Origin of the sequence: Yoonia sp. 2307UL14-13, assembly GCF_037572755.1 — a bacterium.
Taxonomy (GTDB): Bacteria; Pseudomonadota; Alphaproteobacteria; order Rhodobacterales; family Rhodobacteraceae; genus Yoonia.
The window spans coordinates 35,250-56,249 of sequence record NZ_JBBIFZ010000010.1 but is presented as its reverse complement, the minus strand read 5'-3'; the positions used below and the strand labels follow the sequence as shown (position 1 = coordinate 56,249).

Genomic DNA, 21,000 nt, shown 5'->3' with positions numbered 1-21,000 from the left:
GCCAAAACCGCGCCTTCCGTTACTCGAACAACCGCCTTTGCGGAACGACGATCACGTCACCGTCGGCAAGAACCGTCGATGTACCAACCCCCCCACCAAGTTCGACGTCGTTGTAGTTCAGCGAGTAGACCTGCTCTCGCCCGGTGCGCGACGTGCGCAGTTGGATACGTTTCGTCGCCGCGAAATCGGTGAAACCGCCCATCTCCGCAAGAAACTGCAAGACGGTCGTGCCGGGCTCGATCTCGCGCTTGCCGGGGGTTTCGACCTCACCAACGACATAAACGTCGATGGTCACCGGTTCGCGTTCTTCGATCTCGGCCAATGAACTCAGCCCCACGAAAACGTTCGGTGGTTCGGCGAAACTGGGGCCAAGACGGCTGCGGATGTTGGCCTGAACCTGGGAAAGCGTGCGCCCCCGGGCCCGGATCGCGCCAACGAAGGGTACGGTCACGTTGCCATCCGGCAAAACCAGAAGATCACGGTTAAGGCTGGGATCTTCCAACACTTCCATCTGCAGGACGTCACCACCACGAATGCGATAATTCCCTTGTGCGTCAGCGGAAAGTGACAGCAAAGGCAGGACGATACATGCGATCAAGACGGCTCGAGCGAAAGTCATCATAATGGTCCCCATTGCCCGTTCTTTTCGTGGGCTTTTTATTTACTGGTTAAAATTTAGTGCCTTAGGCAGCGTTCATAAAGCAAAAGTTGGATCATCTTGGTCGTCCGATGTCAGAGCGTATCTTCATCGCAACATTTTCAATCATAAAGATTGCCGAGGATTTGGTAAAGCGTCAGTCGCATTTTCATCCTGTGGTTGCTGAACCTGCAGGCTTACATGCTGGCGTGCAGCGATGGAATGATCTAATCAGTTCCCGAAATTTCCTGTATCTCGCATTGCAAACAAAGATCGGTCAAAAGTTGAAAATCGCACTGGTTACGCCATCATGGCCCGGTATCGGTCATGCCAACGGAATTACGACCTCCGTGGTCAATCTTGTCGATGGGCTCGAGGCCTTGGGGCACGAGGTCACCATCATCCCATTGTCACCCGCTCAGGAGCCCGACCCCCGCTGCATCGACCTGCCCCTGGCACGCAATGCAACGATCCTCGAACGGGTGACAGAGCGTCTGGACCTCGCCGACCCGACCCATATCCGATACGCTGAAAGTATCGCCGCAGCCGGCCGTATTGCGATCGAACAGCGCCAAATCGACGTACTGATAATGGAAGAGACCCAAGGCTGGGCCGCGATCGTTCAAAAGATGCTGCCGGTCCCGGTGATCGTCACGTTGCATGGGCCATGGTTCCTGCAAACTGCACTAGAGGACTATAAGACCACCCGCCACGATGTGCGTAGGCTCAAGCGCGAAGCGACGGCGTTTCGGACCTGTGCGGGCATGACCGTCCCATCTCGGGATGTACTGGACAAAACCGTGGCCCAGGTGCCGAGCGTCGTCGATAAGCGAATTGTATTGCACAATTCGATCCAACTGAAAGATGCCGTCGATCAGGCAGCACTGACCGATAAGCAGCGGCGCAGCATTCTGTTCGTCGGCCGCAATGACCGACGAAAAGGTGCGGATGTCCTACTGGAAGGTTTCACGACATTGGTCGAAGGGGGGGATGACGTTCATCTGACATTCGTGGGTCCCGATCCTGGCATGGAACAGCCCGATGGCAGCACACTGTCGATCACCCAGGTGCTTGGCGCACTACCTGAAAAGGTACAGGACCGGATCAGCTATCTGGGCTTGCAAAGCAAAGAGCAGATCGACACCCTGCGGCATCAACACGGCGTGACGGTGATCGCATCCCGCTATGAGACCTTTCCATATGTCGTGCTCGAGGCCTTGGCATCGGGATCAGCCACGATCAGCGCTGCGGGCGGTGGGCCCAAGGAAATCATCCGCGATAGCGAAACGGGCCTTTTGATCCCTGTCGAGGATTCGGGTGCCCTCGCGGCGGCGGTGCGGCGTATTTTGGCTGATCCGGCGCTTGCCGCATCGCTCGGGCAGGCGGGCCGTACGGATATCGAAACCCGATTCTCACCCCGCGCGATCGCGCAACAGCTTGTGACCTTCGCGGAAGACGTCCGCGCCGGCTTCCGGTCCTAGGTCATCGGCGGCGGCGGACCTTCAGCCCATTCGTTTCAACAGTGGCGGCAGGCTGCAGATCGCCTAGCGGAGATGGCCCAGAAAATCCGTCGGCTGACCGGGGCTTGCGCACCTTCGGTTTCGGAGGTGGGGGCGTTTCGACAGGCGTTTCCGACGCCACCGCGACCTGCTGCCCTTGACCCTCGCGTGCAGCGATGAACCGGCCCATCAACGAACCCGCGATCAACCACGTGACCGGCCTAAGCGACGAATTGGGGATGAGATCGACCAGATTGGCGACAAGGACGATCACCAGTCCGGCTGTCGCGAATGATATCTCGATCCGTCTTCGTTTCAGCGCGAACAAGAAGGTGGCTACCGTCAACGTCCCGAAAACCGCGATATAGCCGACCCAGCCATACATCCCGATAAAGATGATCCAGGACCCATCCGTTACACTCAGGTCTTCGCCCGTGTAGGGATCGAACACGCGGTTACGGCCCCATGTTCCCCAGCCGAAAATCGGTCTTTCGTTGGCCTTTTCCAACAGGTCATCTTCGTGATCCAGCCGGAATTTCAGGGATTGCGCCCGCTCTGCGCTATAGTCCACCGCGGCAGCGTGGATTTCTTCGGTCGGGATGTATCCTGCGCCGCGCAGCATCGGATATAGGATCACAATCCCCGCCAGCACCGCCCCGACCAGAAGTTGGCTGCGCACATTCATGAAAAGGATGACCGGCAACAAAGCGAGCGAGATCAAAAGCGCGCCGACGCTTTTCGCCATGACCAGCGTGAACAAAAGCCAACCCGTACAGAACAGCCAAGGCGCAGCGTTCGCACCCGTTTGACGGGCATGTCGCCACAAAGCCGCCGCCGACAAAACGCACATCGCCAGAAGGATGCCCAGCGACAGGCCGTGGTTCATGAAAACCATCGGCCGAAACCCCCCGGCGCGGATATGCTGCAGGAACGAACTTGCCGTGAAACCATAGACCATGCGGTTCAGCTGGGGGCTCATCCGGACCTCCCACAAGGCCAGCAGGGAATACCCCATCAAAGCCAGACAGAAGATCTGCATGATCAAGACATGGCTGTCGGTCGTGTTCAGGTATTTTCGCCCGACCCAGAACGGCAGGATCATGAAAATGATCGATCCGAGAATGGAAAACAGATCATAGGCGCGCAAAGCGGGCAACATTGTCGGCCCATAAAAGAGCGGATCACCATTCGTCATCACCGTCAGGATAGGGGTCGCTATGATGGCGATTAGCAGTCCACCACCCAGCAGTCTGGCCCGCGACTTCCGGGCAGGCGCCGCGCCGTTTGCTTCGGTAGCAGGCGTTTTCCACCGATTAGCATGCGCGTCTGTCCGCACTTTCAGCCAGCACATGAACGCCACACTGATCGACGTCAGCTCATATTTCGAGATCGACGGAATCGCAGGCAGGTCGAGTTGCAGAACCGCAGGCAGGAACAGAAACCCTATAATCGTCGACCACGCGATGGCGGACACCATCGGCAATCGCTGGAACAGCAGATACACGACCAGCGGCCACGAATAAAACACGACATGTGCGACCAGATTAGGCATTGTGGGTTAATCGTTACCGCGCGCTCTGCGCCCTTTGAAAAGACCATGACAAATATTCGGGCATCTTATAACAGCGGATCGCATGGTGAGGCGATATATTTCTGAATGTCTGATTTCACGATAGATACTCTGCTTTCCGGTGCGCAGCGTTATGGATGACGTGGCCGTCATCATCATCGGCCGCAACGAAGGAGAGCGTCTGGTCAGGTGCCTGGCCTCGATTCCAAAATCGGTTAGGCACGTTGTCTACGTCGATTCCGGATCAACCGATGGCAGCGTCGCGGCGGCAAAAGCGGCGGGTGCCGAGGTCGTTGAACTTGACCTTACGAGGCCCTTTACCGCTGCGCGGGCCCGCAATGCCGGGTGGGCGGCTTTGGATCAGACGGATAGCATCGCCTATCTCCAATTCGTTGATGGCGATTGCGAGATTCAGCCTGAATGGGTCAAGACCGCGCGCGACTTTCTGCAGTCCAGCCCGAAGGCCGCAGTCGTCTGCGGCCGCAGGCGCGAACGTTTCCCTGATGCAACGATCTACAATCGGCTTTGCGATGAGGAATGGGATACACCCATCGGGCGGGCGCTCGCCTGCGGTGGTGACGCGATGATGCGGGCCGATGCCTTTGCCGCCGTTGATGGTTTCGACCCGTCGTTGATCGCAGGGGAAGAGCCGGAATTGTGCCTGCGCTTGCGCCAAAAAGGGTGGGAGGTTTGGCGGATCGACGCGGAAATGACGCTGCACGATGCCGCCATGACCCGGTTCGGGCAATTTTGGAAACGGGCGCGCCGCGCCGGGCATGCCGGAGCCGAAGGGGCCGCAATGCACGGCAAAACGCCCGAACGGCACGGGGTCGTGCCGACTCGGCGCGCGTTGTTTTGGGGGCTCGTTTTGCCCCCTGTTGCATTGCTCGGCGCCATCATCACACCGTGGGCGCTAGCGCTCTTACTCGCTTATCCCGCCCAAGTCCTTCGCCTCGCCAAACGGCGCGGGTTGGGCCACTGGTTTGCATGGCAGGATGCGTTCTTCCTGACCGTTGGCAAATTCCCCGAAGCACTGGGCGTTCTGGAATATTGGTGGCGGCGAATCACGGCGAAGGAAAAGACGTTGATCGAATATAAGTGACGTTAGGGCCGGAGCGCGTCTGTGTCAGCCTCATCCCTTAGCACGCGCAACAACCAGTCACCCTCTTTCTGAATATCGAAGTCAGCTACGACCTTTGCCCGCCCGGCCGCGCCCATGCGCTGACACAATGCCGGATCGGACAACAGCGTATCCAACCGGGCCGTCAATGTCGCGACGTCGCCCGGCGGCGTCAGGTAGCCCGATACACCTTCCTCGACCAATTCCGAAATCCCGGCGACGCGCGACCCGATCACGGGAATACGGCTCGCCATCGCTTCCATCAAAACAACGGGCACACCTTCGGCAAAGCTGGGAAGGACAAGCATATCGGCGGTGCCCAGGATATCGGCGACCTCGGTTTGTGTCTTATACCCGGCGAAGGTCACGGCAGGCGCGACGCCCAGGTCATCCGCCTGCCTTTCCAAGGTGTTACGCGCCGGGCCATCGCCGACGACCGTCAGCGTGGCCTCGGGATGTTTGGCGCGAACTTTCGCAAGCGCCTCCAACAGGAACGGCCCGCCCTTCACCGGATCGAGCCGCCCGACGAACAGAATATGCTTGCCGAACGCCCGGTCCTGATCACGGCCGTACCGGTCCGGCAGAACCCCGCAATGCACGATCTTGAACTTCCCCCAATGCGCCTGATCCGAAAACAGCATCAACTGCGACCGGCAGAAGTGGCTGATCGCGATCACGTATTTCGCCCGCGCCACCTTTTCGTCGATACGCCACTTTTCGGGTTCAAAGAAAATCGCCGGTCCGTGCTCGGTAAAGCTGAACGGGATATCGGCGATTTCACTGGTCAGCATCGCGACCGAGCAGCTGGAATTGCCGAAATGGTTATGCAGGTGGACAACGCCTTCCTTCCGCAAGTGTTGGGCCAAGACACCGGCCTCGGCAAAGTAGAATAACTGATAGAGAAACGCGCGAAGGCCGGGCGACCGCGTCCGCATCGCCAGCCGCAGCGCCGAAAACCAGCGCCCCGGTGCGCGCCGCAAGGCGGCGATATGCGCCCCAATCAAGCGCGCAGGTGATTTTGCTGTTTCCAGGATGCAGAACGTCGCCGCCTGTTCTTCCAACTGATCATCGACCACATCCTTGGCTGGAGCCCGGCGCACAGTGCAGGTCAGAACCTCGGCCCCGCTGGCCCGCAAGGCGGCGATTTCGCGTTGAATGAAGGTATGTGAAACCTTGGGATATTCGCCTGTCAGATAAGCGATTTTGCCGTGTTTCGGCGGCATGTCATTGGTCATAATCAAATAAACTCATGGCAATACATCGCCGGTTAAATCCACGACTCTCGCTGGCCTGTCAAAGAAAAACAACTATCGCCCGCGGGTCCATTCGTGGGTCTGACGCCCACGGCGGGCCATGATATGCACAGTCAGATAGACTGCAAAGCCAAGCGGCCTGCGGACGGCCAAACCAATCAAATCCAATTTGCGCAGGCGCGCCTTTCCCTCGTTCGCCATCAAATTCGGATAACGGTTGGCGACCTGCGCGACCCCGATATCCTGACGCCGCCGCACCTTGATCAGGTTTTGCAACCCCTCGACCATGGGCCAGTGATAGCGGGCCGGAACCTCGACCCTTTCATCAGACTTGAATTGCAACCGGACATAGGTGTCATCCGAAATGATGTCTGGAAACGCCCCCCACCGTGCCCGTCCGGGGCCGTTGGCGGCGAACAAGCCCGCGCCAACCGCGCCCGATTTGACGAAGGGCAATTCGGTCCAGATGCGCGCATAGGCCCGCGTGACCCAACTTTGCGCCCGTGCGACGGCAAGTGTGCCCGTCACATATCTCGCATCTGGGACACTCATCGCCTCGCGCAACTGTCCGAATAGCGCCGGGTCGCAGATCACATCGGCATCCAGATAGACCCGCATGTCACCCGTCACATGGGCGTCCGCAGCGTTCAGAGCGCGCAGCTTACCCCCATCCGGCAAATCAAGGACGACCAGCGCCCATGCGCGCGCGGCGAACCTTTCGTCAAAACTTTCAGCGACGGCGACCGTCCCATCGGTGCAGGCATTAGCCGCCACGATAACCTCGACCGCGCCCTTATCGTCCTGTGCCAACACCGCCTCCAGGCAATGCGGCAAAAGCGCCTCTTCGTTGTTGGCGGGTATGATGACGGTCATCATATCCGGGTCGGTCGAAACGGTCTGGGTCATATGCGCGGCTCAAATAATCGTCGCGCGTGTTATGACCCGGATCGCAAGCATTGCACAGGGCCCGGTTGCCGTGGCATGAGACACCGAATTTCCAATGAGTTATTGTTTTTCAGCATGAACCAATCTCAGACGCCACTGGAACTGGTCAATTTCGGCAGCCGCGCGGCCTTTTTTCAGGACGTCACCGACCACCTGCAGCAGAAACGCGGGTTCACCGTTGCGACGCTGAACCTCGATCACATCGTCAAGATGCGGCAGGACCCCGCGTTCGCTGCGGCATATCGGCAACACAGCCACGTGGTGGCCGATGGCAATCCGATCGTCTGGCTGTCCCGCCTTGGAGGGCGTGAGGTCGACCTGATCCCCGGGTCCGAGCTGATCGCGCCGCTCGTCGCCTTGGCCGCTGATCTGAACGTGCCGATCGCCATGCTGGGCGCGACCGAGGAAACGTTGGCGATCACCACCGAGAAGCTGCAAGAACGGCACCCGCAGTTACAGGTCGCTGCGAAGATCGCGCCGCCCTATCGTTTTGACCCTGACGGCGAAGCGGCCGCAGACGCGCTCCGGCAGATCGACCAATCCGGTGCGGGCCTTTGTTTTCTAGCCCTCGGCGCGCCCAAACAAGAACGGTTGGCCGCCCGTGCCGCGCAACTCGCCCCGCATTGCGGTTTCGTCTCGATCGGTGCCGGACTGGATTTCATCGCCGGGCACCAGACCCGTGCACCCATCTGGGCGCGTAAGATCGCGATGGAATGGCTGTGGCGGATGCTCAGCAACCCGCGCCGTCTTGCTTGGCGCTATGCCCAGTGTTTTGCGATTCTGCCCAGTCTGCTGATCGCCGCACGGCGCATGAAAAGGACAGGGCGAAATTCATAGGCAGTGCGTTGTAGCACAGAAAAACAGCGCAAAATGGTGAAACTGAGAAAAACCATACTGTTTCACATCGCCAGCGGCGTTTAAGTGTTCAATGATGCTACGAAAATTGGTAAGACCATATTGTTACACATATTGATTTTATTACCGGCACCGGCTGCGCAGTTTTTATCTTGCGTGTCCAAAATTTGCCAAAACATTGATTTATGCCGGAATCACCACCCCGGCGGGAAGTAAAGTTATGAGTATTGAAGGACGCGAAAACGACATTGCCATCGTTGGCATGGCCGCGCATCTGCCGGGGGCAGAGGCTGTAGCGACCTACTGGCAAAATCTGCGCGACGGCAAATCCTCCATTCGAAAACTCGATGAACAGGCGCTGCTTGATGCGGGGGAAAGCGCTGATCGCATGCGTCATCGCAACTATGTCCCCGCCGCCGCGATGCTTGACGGGTTCGAGATGTTCGATGCCGACTTTTTTGGGCTCAGCCCCAAGGAAGCCGCGATCATGGATCCCCAGCACCGCCAATTCCTCGAGGTCGCATGGGAAGCATTCGAAGATGCGGGCCACCCACCCGAGAATTTCACCGGCCCGATCGGCGTATTCGCGGGTTGCGGCATGGGCAGCTATTTCTATTTCAACGTCTGTTCGAACCCCGACCTTGTGCACAGCACCGGCATGTTCCTTTTGCGGCACACCGGCAACGACAAAGATTTCCTCTCGACCCGCGTCAGCCATATCTTTGACCTGAAGGGACCGTCGATCAACCTGCAGACGGCCTGCTCCACCTCGCTGGTCGCCGCGCATTACGCCTGCCAATCGCTGCTGAATGGCGAATGCGACATGGCGCTGGCCGGCGGTGTGACCGTCGAACTGCCCCATGGACGGGGATATATCTTCGAAGATGGGGAAATTCTGTCGCCCGATGGCGAATGCCATGCTTTCGATCATCGGGCCGAGGGCACCGTGTTCGGATCAGGCGCAGGTGCGGTCGTCCTGCGCCGGTTAGAGGAAGCGATCGCCGATGGCGACCATATCTGGGCGGTCATCAAGGGGTCGGCAGTCAACAACGATGGCTCGGCCAAAGCAGGTTACCTCGCCCCCAGCGTCGAAGGACAGGCCGATGCAATCGCCGAGGCGCATGCTATGGCCGACATCGACGCCGACACGATCGACTATGTCGAATGCCATGGGACGGGAACCTATCTGGGTGATCCGATAGAGGTCGCCGCACTCACATCCGCCTTTCGCGAAACGACCGATGAGACGCAATTCTGCAAGATCGGTTCGGTCAAAACCAATATCGGCCACCTAGATACCGCTGCAGGGGTGGCGAGCCTGATCAAGACCTCATTGGCCCTGCACCACAAACAAATGCCGCCCAGCCTCGGCTATGAGGCACCGAACCCGTCCATCGATTTCGAAAATAGCCCCTTCAGCGTGAATGGAACGCTATCCGATTGGGTCCCGCACAAAGGGCCGCGCCGTGCAGGCGTGAATTCCCTTGGCGTCGGCGGCACCAATGCCCACGCCGTCGTCGAAGAAGCGCCTGAGCGCGCCGAATCCGAAGAATCCGACTGGCCCTTCCAAATCCTCACGATCTCTGGCCGGTCCAAAGGTGCGCTTGATGCCAACACTGACGCGCTGATCAAGCATCTGCGCGACAACCCCGACCTGCCACTGGCCGACGTCGCTTTCACCTTGAAAGAGGGGCGGCGCGCCTTCGAACGCCGCCGCGTGATCGTCGCGGAAACGGCAACCGAAGCGGCCGATATTCTTGAAGAGGCCGATCAACGCCGGGTTTTCTCTCACACCGCCCTCGCAGCCCCCGATGTCGTTTTCATGTTCCCCGGTGGCGGTGCGCAATACGTCAACATGGCCCGCGACCTTTATGAGACCGAGCCGGCGTTTCAGGACTGGATGGATCAGGGCCTTGATATCCTGCAGCCCAAACTGGATTACGATATCCGCGACCTGTGGCTACCTGCTGAGGGTGCGGAAGACGATGCTGCCAAGGCGTTGCAAAAACCCTCGGTCCAGCTACCACTGATCATGATCACCGAATATGCGCTGGCCCAGTTGTGGATGTCGTGGGGGATCAAACCCGCCGCGCTGGTCGGGCATTCCATGGGCGAAAATACCGCGGCCTGCTTGGCCGGTGTACTCAGCTTCGACGACTGCATCGGCCTTGTCCATCTGCGCGGCAAACTCTTCGACACGATTCCCGCAGGCGGCATGCTCAGCGTACCGTTGTCGCCGGTTGATCTAAGCCCCTACATGTCCGACGATCTGGACATCGCCAGCCTGAACGCCCCCGGCCTTACTGTTGTGTCCGGCCCTCAAGCGGCCTTGGATGATCTGGCAAAGCGGTTGGAGGCGGATGAGATCGAAGGCCAGCGCATCCAGATCGACATCGCCGCCCATTCGCGGATGCTAGAGCCGATCCTGGGGCAATTCCGCGATTATCTGGCATCGATCACGCTGAACGCGCCGAACTTGCCGATCATTTCGAACCGCAGCGGCCAGACGCTGACAGATGCCGAAGCGGTGGACCCGGACTATTGGGTCGGTCACCTGCGTAATACGGTCAACTTCGCCGATTGCATCACGACGCTCAGCGAAAAACCGAACCGCATCTATATCGAGGTCGGACCTGGCAAAGCGCTTAGCTCGCTGACCCAAGCCCACGGCGCTGTGCCGGCCCAGCAGGTCATCAGCACGCTGCGCCATCCCAAACAGGATATCTCCGACGACGCCTATTTTATCAGTGTCTTCGGGCGGTTCTGGGCACTGGGCTATGAACTCGACTGGTCGCAAATCTGGGGCGAGGCCAAGCGACATCGCCTGCCGCTGCCGACCTACCGTTTCCAGCGTAGTCCGTATCTCATCGAACCGGGTAAGGCCGAAACGGCGGCACCTGCGTCGCTACCGATGCGGGTCGAGGACGTGGATCAATGGGCCTATCGCCCCGTCTGGCATCACAGGCTACCTGATATCGACGTATCGGTTGATGGTGTGTTCAGCGTCGACGGTGAAGCTGTCAAACCCCAAAGCTGGCTGATCTTCATGGATGAGGCCGGGCTGGGATCACAACTTTCGAAACACCTCCAAACCGAGGGTCACCAAGTGACCGAAGTCCGCGCCGGTGACAGCTTCGGGCGCAAGGACGACGGCAATTACATCCTCGCCCCCGAACGCGGGCGCGAAGGCTATGACCAGCTGATCGCCGATCTGATGGCCAACGGGCGTGCGCCCAACCGCATCGTGCATCTGTGGTTGGTGACGACAGCCGAAACCTTCCGCCCGGGCGGCAGCTTTTTCCACCGCAATCAGGAACAGGGCTTCTATAGCCTGATGTTCCTCGCGCAGGCCTTGTCGGATGAAAGCCTGCCGAAACCGATCCACATCACTGCCGTGACCAGCGGCGCGACCAGCGTTGCAGGCGAACCGCTACCCTATCCCGAAAAGTCCACCATCATGGGCCCAGCGCGCGTAATGCCCCGTGAATTGCCCGGCGTCACGTGTGCGGTCATCGACGTGGACGTGGCCAAAGGCACGGCACGGCGAAAAGTACGTGAAGGCGATTTCGAGGCCATGGCCGAGCGTCTTTTGCAAGACGTCCTCGCCAAACCCGACAATCTGGTCGCCGCCTACCGACAGGACAAACGTTTCGCCCTGTCCTATCAGCAGGCTGGTTTCCCGGAAACGGATGCAACCGATGTCCGCGACGGCGCCGTCTGCCTCATCACGGGCGGCTTTGGTGGCATCGGCCTGACGCTCGCCGAAGATCTCGTCACCCAACGTAAGGCCAAGATCGTCCTCTTGTCCCGCAACCCGCTGCCCGAGTATGACGACCGCGCCGCCTATATCCGCCAGAACGGCCCGCATGACAGCATCTCGCGCCGCATCGCCGCCGTCGAAAGGCTCGAGGCGCTGGGGGCCGACGTCATGGTCGCCGCGGCTGACGTTTGCAATCTCGAAGACATGCGCGATGTCGTAACGCAGGTGAAAGACCGGTTCGGCAGCCTCGACGTCGTGATCCACGGCGCAGGCGTGATCGCAGATGCGCCGCTCTTGGCCAAGGACCAATTCGGGGTCGAGGCCGTCTTCGCCCCGAAAATCCACGGCACCCAAGTGCTGAATACGCTGTTTCCCGACGGATCGCTCGACCTGATGGTACTGTTCGCGTCGTCCAGTACGGTCACCGCGCCAGTCGGGCAGGTCGACTATGTCGCGGCCAACACGTTCCTGAACGCCTTCGCGAGCAGTCGTCAGGGCGGCAAGACCAAGGTCGTCGCAATCAACTGGGGCATCTGGTCCGAGGTCGGGATGGCCGCCGACGCCATGGCCGAACGGCTGGGGCAGCAGGCCAACGCACCCGCCATGCCGGTCGATGCGCCGTTGCTGGACGAAACGACCTTCGACAAGGACGGCAATCGCCTGTTCACGGCCACCTACGACATCGACCGCTGGGTGATGGATCAACACCGGACACGGGACGGACAGGCGCTTCTGCCCGGCACCGGCTATCTTGAATTGATCGCTCAGGCCTTGCATACGCAGGGCGAAAGCAAACCTTACGAGATCAGCGATCTTTATTTCTTCCGGCCCTTGGACGTGGCCGATGCCGGATCGCGGAAAATGCAGTTACGGCTGACACGCACGGATGCGGGTTACAGCGTGACCATCCAAAGCGACGTCCGGGTCGGTGGGCGCGATGGCTTCGCACTGAACGCACAGGCCAACGTCGCATTAGGCAAGGCGAAACGGTCTGCTGCGCTTGATACAGACGTGATCGCCGCCCGCTGCCCCGACAAAACCGATGACGACCCCCACGGCCATCGTTCCGCACAAGAAGAGCACCTGAATTTCGGCCCCCGCTGGCGCGTTCTGCGCAGCATGGCCTATGGCGATGGTGAAGGGTTGGCGCGACTCAGCCTACCCGATGCTTTCCGCGATGACCTTGGCGAAGGCTACATCCTGCACCCAGCGCTTTTGGATATTGCAACCGGCTGGGCGATGAAGCTGATCGACGGCTACGCTGCCAACAACCTTTGGGTGCCGGTGTCTTATGGCAGCGTGCAGGTCTTCGCCCCGTTGCCCGCGGAAATCCACAGCCACGTCCGCAATGCAGGTGAAAACAGCACCAAAAACCCCTTCGCCAGCTTCGACATTTCGCTGGCCGATTCCGATGGCAATATCTGCCTTGAGATCAAAGGCTTCACAATTCACCGGCTCGAAGGCGGTTTCGCGGCAACCAAAGTGCCCAGCGCGAGCGAGGTTGAGTTTATCGACGGTGACGCTGCTGCCGACAAACCGCTCTCACCCGCCGAGGAACGTCTACAGCACAACATCAGCCAGGGCATTTTGCCATCGGAAGGGGCCGAGGCCTTCCGTCGCGCTGTTGCAAGCGGCATGAACCACGTCGTGATCTCATCGCTGGATCTGCCGACGCTGATCAACCAGGCAAACATTGTCGAAACCGGCGAAGCTGGGGATGGCCAAAAATTCCAGCGACCCGAACTCGACAGCGAATATGTGGCACCCTCAACGGATATCGAGCGCACGTTGGTCGGATTTTGGGAGGACCTGCTGGGCGTTGATCAGGTCGGCGTCGCCGACAGTTTCTTCGACCTCGGCGGGCACTCCCTAATTGCCGTGCGTCTGTTCGCCATGATCAAAAAGGCGTACCGCACCGAATTCCCCATCTCGGTCCTCTTCGAGGCCCCGACCATCGCACAATGCGCCGCGCTGATCGCTGAACGCACGGGCGGCGACACGGCCGACGACGGTGGCAGCAAAACCATGCCCCCGCAACGCCGTTTCACCCACCTTGTCGCCATGCACAAAGGCGAAGGCGGACCGAAAACCCCCTTCTTCCTGGTCGCTGGCATGTTCGGCAATGTTCTGAATCTGCGTCACCTTGCGCATCTGATCGGACAGGACAGGCCTTTCTACGGGCTGCAGGCACGCGGACTGCTGGGTGATCAGCCGCCCCATGAAACATTGGCCGAGGCCGCGACCGACATGATCGCCGAACTCAAACAGGTGCAACCGCACGGGCCGTATATGCTGGGCGGCTTTTCGGGCGGGGGTTTGACCGCGTTCGACATGGCCCGACAACTCGAGGCTAAGGGCGATGCGGTCAGCCTGCTGGTCATGCTCGACACGCCATTGCCAATGCGGCCTGTCCCATCCAAGGTCGACAAAACGCTCATCAAGCTGCAGGAGTTGCAGCAGAAAGGGCCCAAATATCTGGTCGAATGGGCGCGCAATCGCATCGCCTGGGAATTGGGCAGGAAAGAACGTGCACAGATCGCAGCTGCTGAGGATAACCAATTCCATGACGCCGCGATCGAGGCGGCATTCTATGCAGCCCTACCCAAATTCGACCTGAAAACCTGGGATGGCAACGTGGCCCTCTTCCGGCCACCGCTTGACAAACACTACAAGGTTTCCGGCGGTCGGTGGATTTCCAAAGCCAAGGAATATGTCTTTACCGACAACGATTGGGGGCGCTGGCTGTCCGGCCTGCAAGTGATCGAGGTTCCGGGCGACCACGATTCCATGGTACTTGAACCGAACGTCCGCGTGCTGGCCACCAAGATGAAAGAGCAGATCGTCGCAGCCGAAAAAACCCACGCATCCATCGCCCCGACCGAAAAGATCGCGGCGGAATGACAATGACCAACCCAACACTCTGGACGATCATCCTCAACTACAAGACGCCCGACATGACGCTGCAATCCGTCGATGCGGCCCTGCGCGAGATGGCGGGCATCAGCGGGCAGATCATCGTCGTCGACAACGATTCACAGGACGGGTCGTTCGAAACGCTTGAAAAGGCCGTGGCAGACAAAGGCTGGGACCGGGTGAGGGTCGTGCAATCGGGCCACAATGGTGGTTTCGGCGCGGGCAACAATTTCGGCATTCAGGCGGGTCTGCGGGACGGACCACCGCCCGATTACATCTATATCCTGAACTCCGACGCCTTTCCCGACCCGGGCGCGATCAGGATCCTGCTTGATTACCTCGAAACGCACCCAAAGGTCGGTTTCGCAGGCAGCAACATCCACGGCCCCGACGGCGATTGGCACTGCACGATCTTCCGCTACCCGTCCATCCAGAGCGAGCTTGAGGGTGCCGCCCGAACCGGCCCCATCACCAAGCTCTTCAAAAACCACGTCATCCCGCAACCGCTGCCCGACGCCCCGAAAGAGGTCGACTGGCTCGCCGGGGCCAGCATAATGATGCGGTACGAAACACTGGCTGAGATCGGTTTGTTCGATGAAACCTTCTTTCTCTACTTCGAGGAAACCGACCTCTGCCGCCGCGCGAAGCTGGCGGGCTGGCCGACGGTCTACGTCCCTGACAGCAAAGTCACGCATATCGGATCCGCCTCGACCGGCATGAAGACATGGAAGCGCAAACCGCAATACTGGTTCGACTCGCGCCTGCATTACTTTGTCAAAAACCACGGTCGAGCGTATGCAGTTGCAGCGACGCTCGCCCATGTGACCGGCGGGTTGATCTGGCGCCTCCGTTGCCTGATCCAGCGCAAAGAGATCGGGGACGAGGCGCATTTCCTGCGCGATCTCATCACCCACGGCCTGCGCGCGGCCATCAAACGGGCCAAAATGTCAGCGGCGCAATCCGCCAACAAAAACACACCGGTGGTTCAGCCGGGTCAGTCTTGATACTTTAATGATTATCCCGTTTGGGGCCGTTTAATTCCGGAGCGTTCCATGACCTCTTTTTCCAGTATCCTCATTGGTAACGAAAGCCTGCTGACGCATTGCGGGAACATGCTGCTTGATAAGGGGCACACGATCGCAGCGGTGGTGACCCGTGACGATGACATCCGGGCCTGGGCCTCCGAAAAAGGTGTCGCAACAACCCACCCTGGCGAAAGTCTTGCCAACCTTTTGTCACCCTGCGATTGGGTGCTCAGCATCGCCAACCTGTCACTGGTCCCGGATGATGTCATCGCGCTAGCCAGCAAAGGCGCGGTCAATTTCCACGACGGCCCGCTGCCCGAATATGCCGGACTGAACGTCCCTGTCTGGGCAATTCTGAACGGCGAAACCCAGCACGGCATCACTTGGCACATGATCGAAGGCGGTGTGGACGAAGGCGGCATCATCGAAAAGCGCATGTTCGACATCGCGCCAGACGAAACCGCGCTGACGCTGAACGCCAAATGCTTTGCTGCCGCCATCGATGGGTTCGACGCGGTGATCGCGCAACTGGAAACCGGCAGCCCAGCCATCACGGCCCAGGACTTCACCAACCGCAAACTGTTCCTCCGCGCCGACCGCCCTGTCAATGCGGGCGTTCTGGATTTCAACCAAAGCAACGATGACCTGCTGCGGACAATCCGCGCACTGGACCATGGGCACTACTGGAACCCGCTGACGACACCCAAGGTGCTCAACGGTAGCGACACGATCACCATTGGCGCAGCAGAAACGGCAGGTGGGCAGGGTCAACCGGGCGAGGTTATCGACATTGACGAAGACGCCATCGTCGTCGCGACAAGCACGGGTGCGATCCGCCTCAGCGCGCTCAAAGACAGCGACGGGAACTCGGCCAGCAGCGGCAGAATGCCCGAAAAGGGTGCGATCCTGAACTGCCCGGCGGGCCTGACCGAACAAATGGCTCGGATCGCCCCCGGCGAATTGCACTGGCGTCGCCTTCTCAAATCTGCCTCGCCCATCGCACTTGCAGGCATTGACGAAGGCAAAGGCGAAGGCCGAACCATCGCCATCGAAACTGACGCCCCCAAAGATAAAGTCATGACCGCTTTCTACAGCCTCATGACCAAACTCAGCGACGATGAGACGGTGATGCTGGCCCTTCAGGTCGAAAAAAACGGATCACCTGTCTTCAGCGATTGGGTGCCACTCTGCGCAAGCGGAGCAACATGTGGCGAGATTAGCGCGGGACTGACCAAAGAACTGGATATTGCGCAAAAGCATCCAACCTTCGCCCGTGACCTGATCGCCCGCGACCCCGACCTGTCCGCTTGCCCCCAACCACAGGTCGGCATCTCGATGACCGGCCAACTTGTACCTGGCACAGCGATCACACTGGCCCTTGGCGATCGCACGACACTGACCTACGACACTGCCCGCGTCAGCCAGACCACTGCAGAGCGCATGGTCGCCCGCCTGCATCATGTGCTCGCGAATATCACCGACGATTTGCCGATGGCTGACTTGCCCATCCTGCCGGATGCCGAACGCGCGCTTGTCCTGCATGACTGGAACCAGACCACGCAGGAATACCCTCAAACCACTTTACACCGGATGTTCGAAGCGCAAGTCGCCAAGACGCCCGACGCCACAGCCGTCATTTTCGAGAACGAAGAACTGACCTATGCCGAACTCAACGCCGCCGCCAACCGGGCCGCGAACGTTTTGATCGAAAACGGGATGACATCCGGCGCACTTGTCGGGCTCTATACCCACCGTTCCGCCGAAATGCTGATCGGCGCTCTGGGTATTCTGAAGGCCGGTGGTGCCTATGTCCCAATGGACCCGGCCTTTCCCGCCGACCGGATCGCCTACTACATCGAAGACAGCAAAGCGCCCGTAATCCTCGCCCACGAAGACCTCGCGGCGCAACTCCCCGATCATAGCGCAACGGTCCTCCATATCGACAAGGACCACCGGTTCAAAACGGCATCCGCGGACAACCCGACCGTCACGGTCACACCAGACGCCCTTGCCTATGTCATCTACACCTCCGGCTCCACCGGCAAACCAAAAGGCGTGATGGTCGAACACGGCAACGTCGCCAACTTCTTCACTGGTATGGATGATCGCATTCCCCATGACGGGAATGGCGTCTGGATGGCGGTGACGAGCCTTTCCTTCGACATTTCGGTCCTCGAACTGTTCTACACCCTCGCCCGTGGCTACAAGCTGGTGATCAGCGGTGATGAAAGCCGGGCGCTTGTCTCCTCCGGCACCGGCGGGCCGATCACGACCGACCAAAGCATGGATTTCAGCCTCTACTATTGGGGCAACAATGATGAGGTCAGCGAGGATCGCTATGAACTCCTGATCGAAGGCGCGAAATTCGCCGACACCAACGGCTTCTGTGCGGTCTGGACGCCCGAGCGGCATTTTCACGCTTTCGGTGGCTCTTACCCGAACCCTGCAGTCACGGGCGCCGCCGTCGCCTCCATTACCAAGAATCTCGCCGTTCGGGCGGGCAGCATCGTCGCTCCACTCCACCACCCGGCACGTATCGCCGAAGAATGGGCCGTCATCGACAACCTGACTGGCGGGCGGGTCGGCCTTGCCATGGCATCCGGCTGGCAGCCCGATGATTTCATCCTGCGGCCCGAAAATACGCCGCCTGAAAACAAACCCGCGCTTGCCGACTCAATCGACAAGGTGCGCAGGCTCTGGGCCGGTGAAACTGTCGAATTTGAACGCAAGGACGGCAAGATGCACGGCGTCGTCACGCAGCCACGACCGCTCTCCAAAAAAATCCCGATGTGGGTCACGACCGCCGGGAACCCGGCGACTTGGGCACAAGCGGGCGAGGTTGGCGCGAACGTCCTGACCCATCTCCTCGGCCAAAGCATTGATGAGGTCGCCGAAAAGATCAAAGTCTACCACGACGCCCTGCGCAAGGCGGGTCACGACCCGAAAGACCACAAAGTCACCCTGATGCTGCACACATTCCTGGCTGACGACCGGGAAAAGGCGCGTGAGATTGCACGCGAGCCGATGAAAGACTACCTGCGCGCCGCTGCTGGTCTGATCAAGCAATATGCGTGGGCCTTCCCGGCCTTCAAAAAACCCGAAGGCGCATCGAACCCGATGGATATCGACCTTGGCTCGCTCGAACCCGACGAACTCGAAGCGATCCTCGATTTCGCCTTCCTGCGCTATTTCGACGATTCCGGTTTGTTCGGCACTGTTGATGACGCTGTCGAACGTGTTGAAGCGCTGAAAAAGATCGGCGTCGATGAAATCGCCTGCCTGATCGAATACGGGATCGACACCAAAACCGTCCTTGACGGCTTGCGGCCATTGGCCGACGTCCTTGCCAAGGTGAACGGACCGATGGCCGCAGTGGATCCCGGTGATTTCTCCATCGCTGCGCAAATCCGACGGCACAACGTCACACACCTGCAATGCACACCCAGCATGGCGCGGATGATTTGCATCAACGAAGATGCGAGCCGGGCGCTGTCACAGGTCAAACACCTGATGATCGGTGGCGAGGCACTGTCCGGATCACTGGTCGCGGAACTGAACAGCTTCACCAAGGCGACAGTGGAAAACATGTACGGCCCGACCGAAACCACGATCTGGTCCACCACCCAGACCGCCTCGGCCGACGATGGCATCGTAAATATCGGCAAGCCAATCGCGAATACGCAGATCTATGTCCTGGACGAAAACCGCCAACCGTGCCCCGTCGGCGTACCCGGCGAACTCTACATCGCCGGCGACGGCGTCACCCGTGGTTATTGGGAACGCCCCGAACTGACGGCGGAACGCTTTCTGCCCGATCCTTTCGCCACAACCGACAAACCCAACCCGCGTATGTACCGGACCGGCGATCTGGTACGCTGGCGCGAAGATGGACGGGTCGATTTCCTGGGCCGCACAGATCATCAGGTGAAGGTTCGCGGTTATCGGATTGAATTGGGCGAAATCGAAACACGATTGGAAACCGCACCCGAAGTTACGCAAGCGGTGGTCATAGCGCGAGAAGACACACCAGGCGATGTCCGGCTGGTCGCATACATGACGACATCGGGCGCGACCAATGACGACGCGCTCCGCCAAAGACTAGCGGTCGACTTACCGGCCTACATGATCCCGGCTCATTTCATCACGCTGGATCGCTTCCCGCTGACCCCGAACAAAAAGGTCGATCGCAAGGCGCTCCCCGCGCCAGCCAAAAAGCCTGTAACAAAACCCGTCCAAACCAGACCGTCGCCAGCTGCCCCGGCCTCGGCCGATATCGGCAAAGGCATTGCCGATATCTGGTCGTCGATCCTTGGTGTCCCTGAAATCAAACCCGACGACAATTTCTTCGCCCTCGGTGGTCACTCGTTACTGGCGGTGCAAGCCCATCGGCAAATGCGTGACGATCTGGGGCTGCAAACGCTCACGATCACCGACATCTTCCGCTTTCCGACCTTGGGTGGCCTGATCAAGCATCTTGGGGTCACCGCGGCTCCTGAAAAGGCGACGACGCAGGAAGCCGACAAAGGACCAAGCCGCTCTGACGCGATGGCGCGCCGCCGCGAAATGCGGGCACGGCGGGCGGCATTACGGCGTTGAATGCCCCTGCTCTTGATCGCCTGCAAAGCGCGGCACAGACGATACTGCCGGATTGGGTCGCCGTTGCGGTTTCGGACCCCCGAGAGGCATCTCTACCGCTGCTGCCGGCGGAAGAAGAAGCAGCGATCACGATGGTCCCGAAAAGACGACGTGAATTCGCAACCGGCCGCGCCTGCGCGCGCCGCGCCATGGGCGATTTGGGTTTGGACGCGCTGCCTGTTCCGATGGGTCCGGACCGCGCGCCGATCTGGCCAAAAGGCGTGCGCGGCAGCATATCACATTGCGAATCGGCTTGCATCGCAGCGGTCACATTAGGTGACGCTTTGCTTGGAATCGATGTTGAGCCATATCGACCATTGAAAGATGATCTGATTGACCTGATCTGCACGGATGCGGAAAGATCCAGTATTTCCGCCGCTTTGTCAGTTGTTCCGGCCGTCGCCGCCCGCGTTATCTTTTGCGCGAAAGAGGCCGTTTATAAGGCGCAATATCCAATCACAAAACAAATTATTAATTTCAATGACTTAGCAGTTTTCTCCGCATCACCCGGCATACAATTCATGGCGGAATTCAACCGTAGAGTGGGTCAATTTCCAGCCGGATATCGCTTGGGTGGCAGTCTTTTCATAGATGCGAATTTCGTTTTAACGGGCGTTGTTTTTCCGCCCAAATTGCCCCTACGGCATTCTTAGCGAAATTGGCAACTAATCGCCCGATATGCAATTATTGTTGACACCGGTGTGGAAATTAACGTTTTTTTCATGCTTTACTAAGTCAATAAGGTTACTCACCACCGGCTCTGCACGATACGTGCGATGCCTAAATTG

The 21,000-nt window shown here is 59.3% G+C and carries 11 protein-coding genes; 7 read left to right on the top strand and 4 right to left on the bottom strand.

Translation table 11 applies throughout. The features are described from left to right. Positions 1-19 precede the first annotated feature (19 nt). The gene (locus tag V8J85_RS18520; RefSeq protein WP_339955264.1) at positions 20-622 is read right to left on the bottom strand and encodes a polysaccharide biosynthesis/export family protein; all 603 of its coding nucleotides are present in this window, start codon (positions 620-622) and stop codon (positions 20-22) included. Positions 623-921: 299 nt separating this feature from the next. Here V8J85_RS18520 and V8J85_RS18515 point away from each other — a divergent pair, with 299 nt between their 5' ends. After that, positions 922-2,118 carry a glycosyltransferase family 4 protein gene (locus tag V8J85_RS18515; protein WP_339955263.1) on the top strand — a complete coding sequence of 399 codons (1,197 nt, stop codon included), beginning with the start codon at positions 922-924 and terminating at the stop codon, positions 2,116-2,118. Between the two features lies 1 nt (position 2,119). Here V8J85_RS18515 and V8J85_RS18510 read toward each other — a convergent pair whose 3' ends face one another. After that, the gene (locus tag V8J85_RS18510) at positions 2,120-3,688 is read right to left on the bottom strand and encodes an O-antigen ligase family protein (protein WP_339955262.1); all 1,569 of its coding nucleotides are present in this window, start codon (positions 3,686-3,688) and stop codon (positions 2,120-2,122) included. Between the two features lie 151 nt (positions 3,689-3,839). On the opposite strand from V8J85_RS18510, the gene V8J85_RS18505 reads away from it, so the two are divergent. After that, positions 3,840-4,808, top strand: coding sequence for a glycosyltransferase family 2 protein (locus V8J85_RS18505; RefSeq protein ID WP_339955261.1), 969 nt, complete (start codon positions 3,840-3,842; stop codon positions 4,806-4,808). A 2-nt stretch (positions 4,809-4,810) separates the two neighbouring features. On the opposite strand, the gene V8J85_RS18500 is transcribed toward V8J85_RS18505, so the two are convergent. Further along, complete coding sequence (locus V8J85_RS18500; RefSeq protein WP_339955260.1) at positions 4,811-6,061, bottom strand: glycosyltransferase family 4 protein; 1,251 nt, start codon at positions 6,059-6,061, stop codon at positions 4,811-4,813. 72 nt (positions 6,062-6,133) lie between these two features. Next, entirely contained in the window at positions 6,134-6,985 is an 852-nt protein-coding gene (locus V8J85_RS18495; protein ID WP_339955259.1) for a glycosyltransferase, read from the bottom strand. Between the two features lie 114 nt (positions 6,986-7,099). Between V8J85_RS18495 and V8J85_RS18490 the strand changes: the two genes are divergently transcribed. The 5 genes from V8J85_RS18490 to V8J85_RS18470 all read left to right on the top strand — a co-directional run bounded on the left by V8J85_RS18490 (position 7,100) and on the right by V8J85_RS18470 (position 20,865). Beyond that, a complete protein-coding gene (locus V8J85_RS18490; RefSeq protein WP_339955258.1) occupies positions 7,100-7,861 on the top strand; it encodes a WecB/TagA/CpsF family glycosyltransferase in 762 nt (253 codons plus the stop codon). Between the two features lie 238 nt (positions 7,862-8,099). Beyond that, positions 8,100-14,540 carry an SDR family NAD(P)-dependent oxidoreductase gene (locus V8J85_RS18485; RefSeq protein ID WP_339955257.1) on the top strand — a complete coding sequence of 2,147 codons (6,441 nt, stop codon included), beginning with the start codon at positions 8,100-8,102 and terminating at the stop codon, positions 14,538-14,540. A gap of 2 nt (positions 14,541-14,542) precedes the next feature. Next, entirely contained in the window at positions 14,543-15,556 is a 1,014-nt protein-coding gene (locus V8J85_RS18480; RefSeq protein ID WP_339955256.1) for a glycosyltransferase family 2 protein, read from the top strand. 48 nt (positions 15,557-15,604) lie between these two features. After that, a complete protein-coding gene (locus V8J85_RS18475) occupies positions 15,605-20,173 on the top strand; it encodes a MupA/Atu3671 family FMN-dependent luciferase-like monooxygenase (protein ID WP_339955255.1) in 4,569 nt (1,522 codons plus the stop codon). Next, the gene (locus V8J85_RS18470) at positions 20,170-20,865 is read left to right on the top strand and encodes a 4'-phosphopantetheinyl transferase family protein (protein ID WP_339955254.1); all 696 of its coding nucleotides are present in this window, start codon (positions 20,170-20,172) and stop codon (positions 20,863-20,865) included. The genes V8J85_RS18475 and V8J85_RS18470 overlap by 4 nt, the downstream gene beginning before the upstream one ends. The last annotated feature ends 135 nt before the right edge of the window (positions 20,866-21,000 follow it).

Coding starts and splice junctions, on each gene's coding strand:
- V8J85_RS18520 (WP_339955264.1), bottom strand. CDS start 622: ATGATGACTTTCGCTCGAGCCGTCTTGATCGCATGTATCGTCCTGCCT.
- V8J85_RS18510 (WP_339955262.1), bottom strand. CDS start 3,688: ATGCCTAATCTGGTCGCACATGTCGTGTTTTATTCGTGGCCGCTGGTC.
- V8J85_RS18495 (WP_339955259.1), bottom strand. CDS start 6,985: ATGACCCAGACCGTTTCGACCGACCCGGATATGATGACCGTCATCATA.
- V8J85_RS18505 (WP_339955261.1), top strand. CDS start 3,840: ATGGATGACGTGGCCGTCATCATCATCGGCCGCAACGAAGGAGAGCGT.
- V8J85_RS18485 (WP_339955257.1), top strand. CDS start 8,100: ATGAGTATTGAAGGACGCGAAAACGACATTGCCATCGTTGGCATGGCC.
- V8J85_RS18480 (WP_339955256.1), top strand. CDS start 14,543: ATGACCAACCCAACACTCTGGACGATCATCCTCAACTACAAGACGCCC.
- V8J85_RS18500 (WP_339955260.1), bottom strand. CDS start 6,061: ATGACCAATGACATGCCGCCGAAACACGGCAAAATCGCTTATCTGACA.
- V8J85_RS18490 (WP_339955258.1), top strand. CDS start 7,100: ATGAACCAATCTCAGACGCCACTGGAACTGGTCAATTTCGGCAGCCGC.
- V8J85_RS18475 (WP_339955255.1), top strand. CDS start 15,605: ATGACCTCTTTTTCCAGTATCCTCATTGGTAACGAAAGCCTGCTGACG.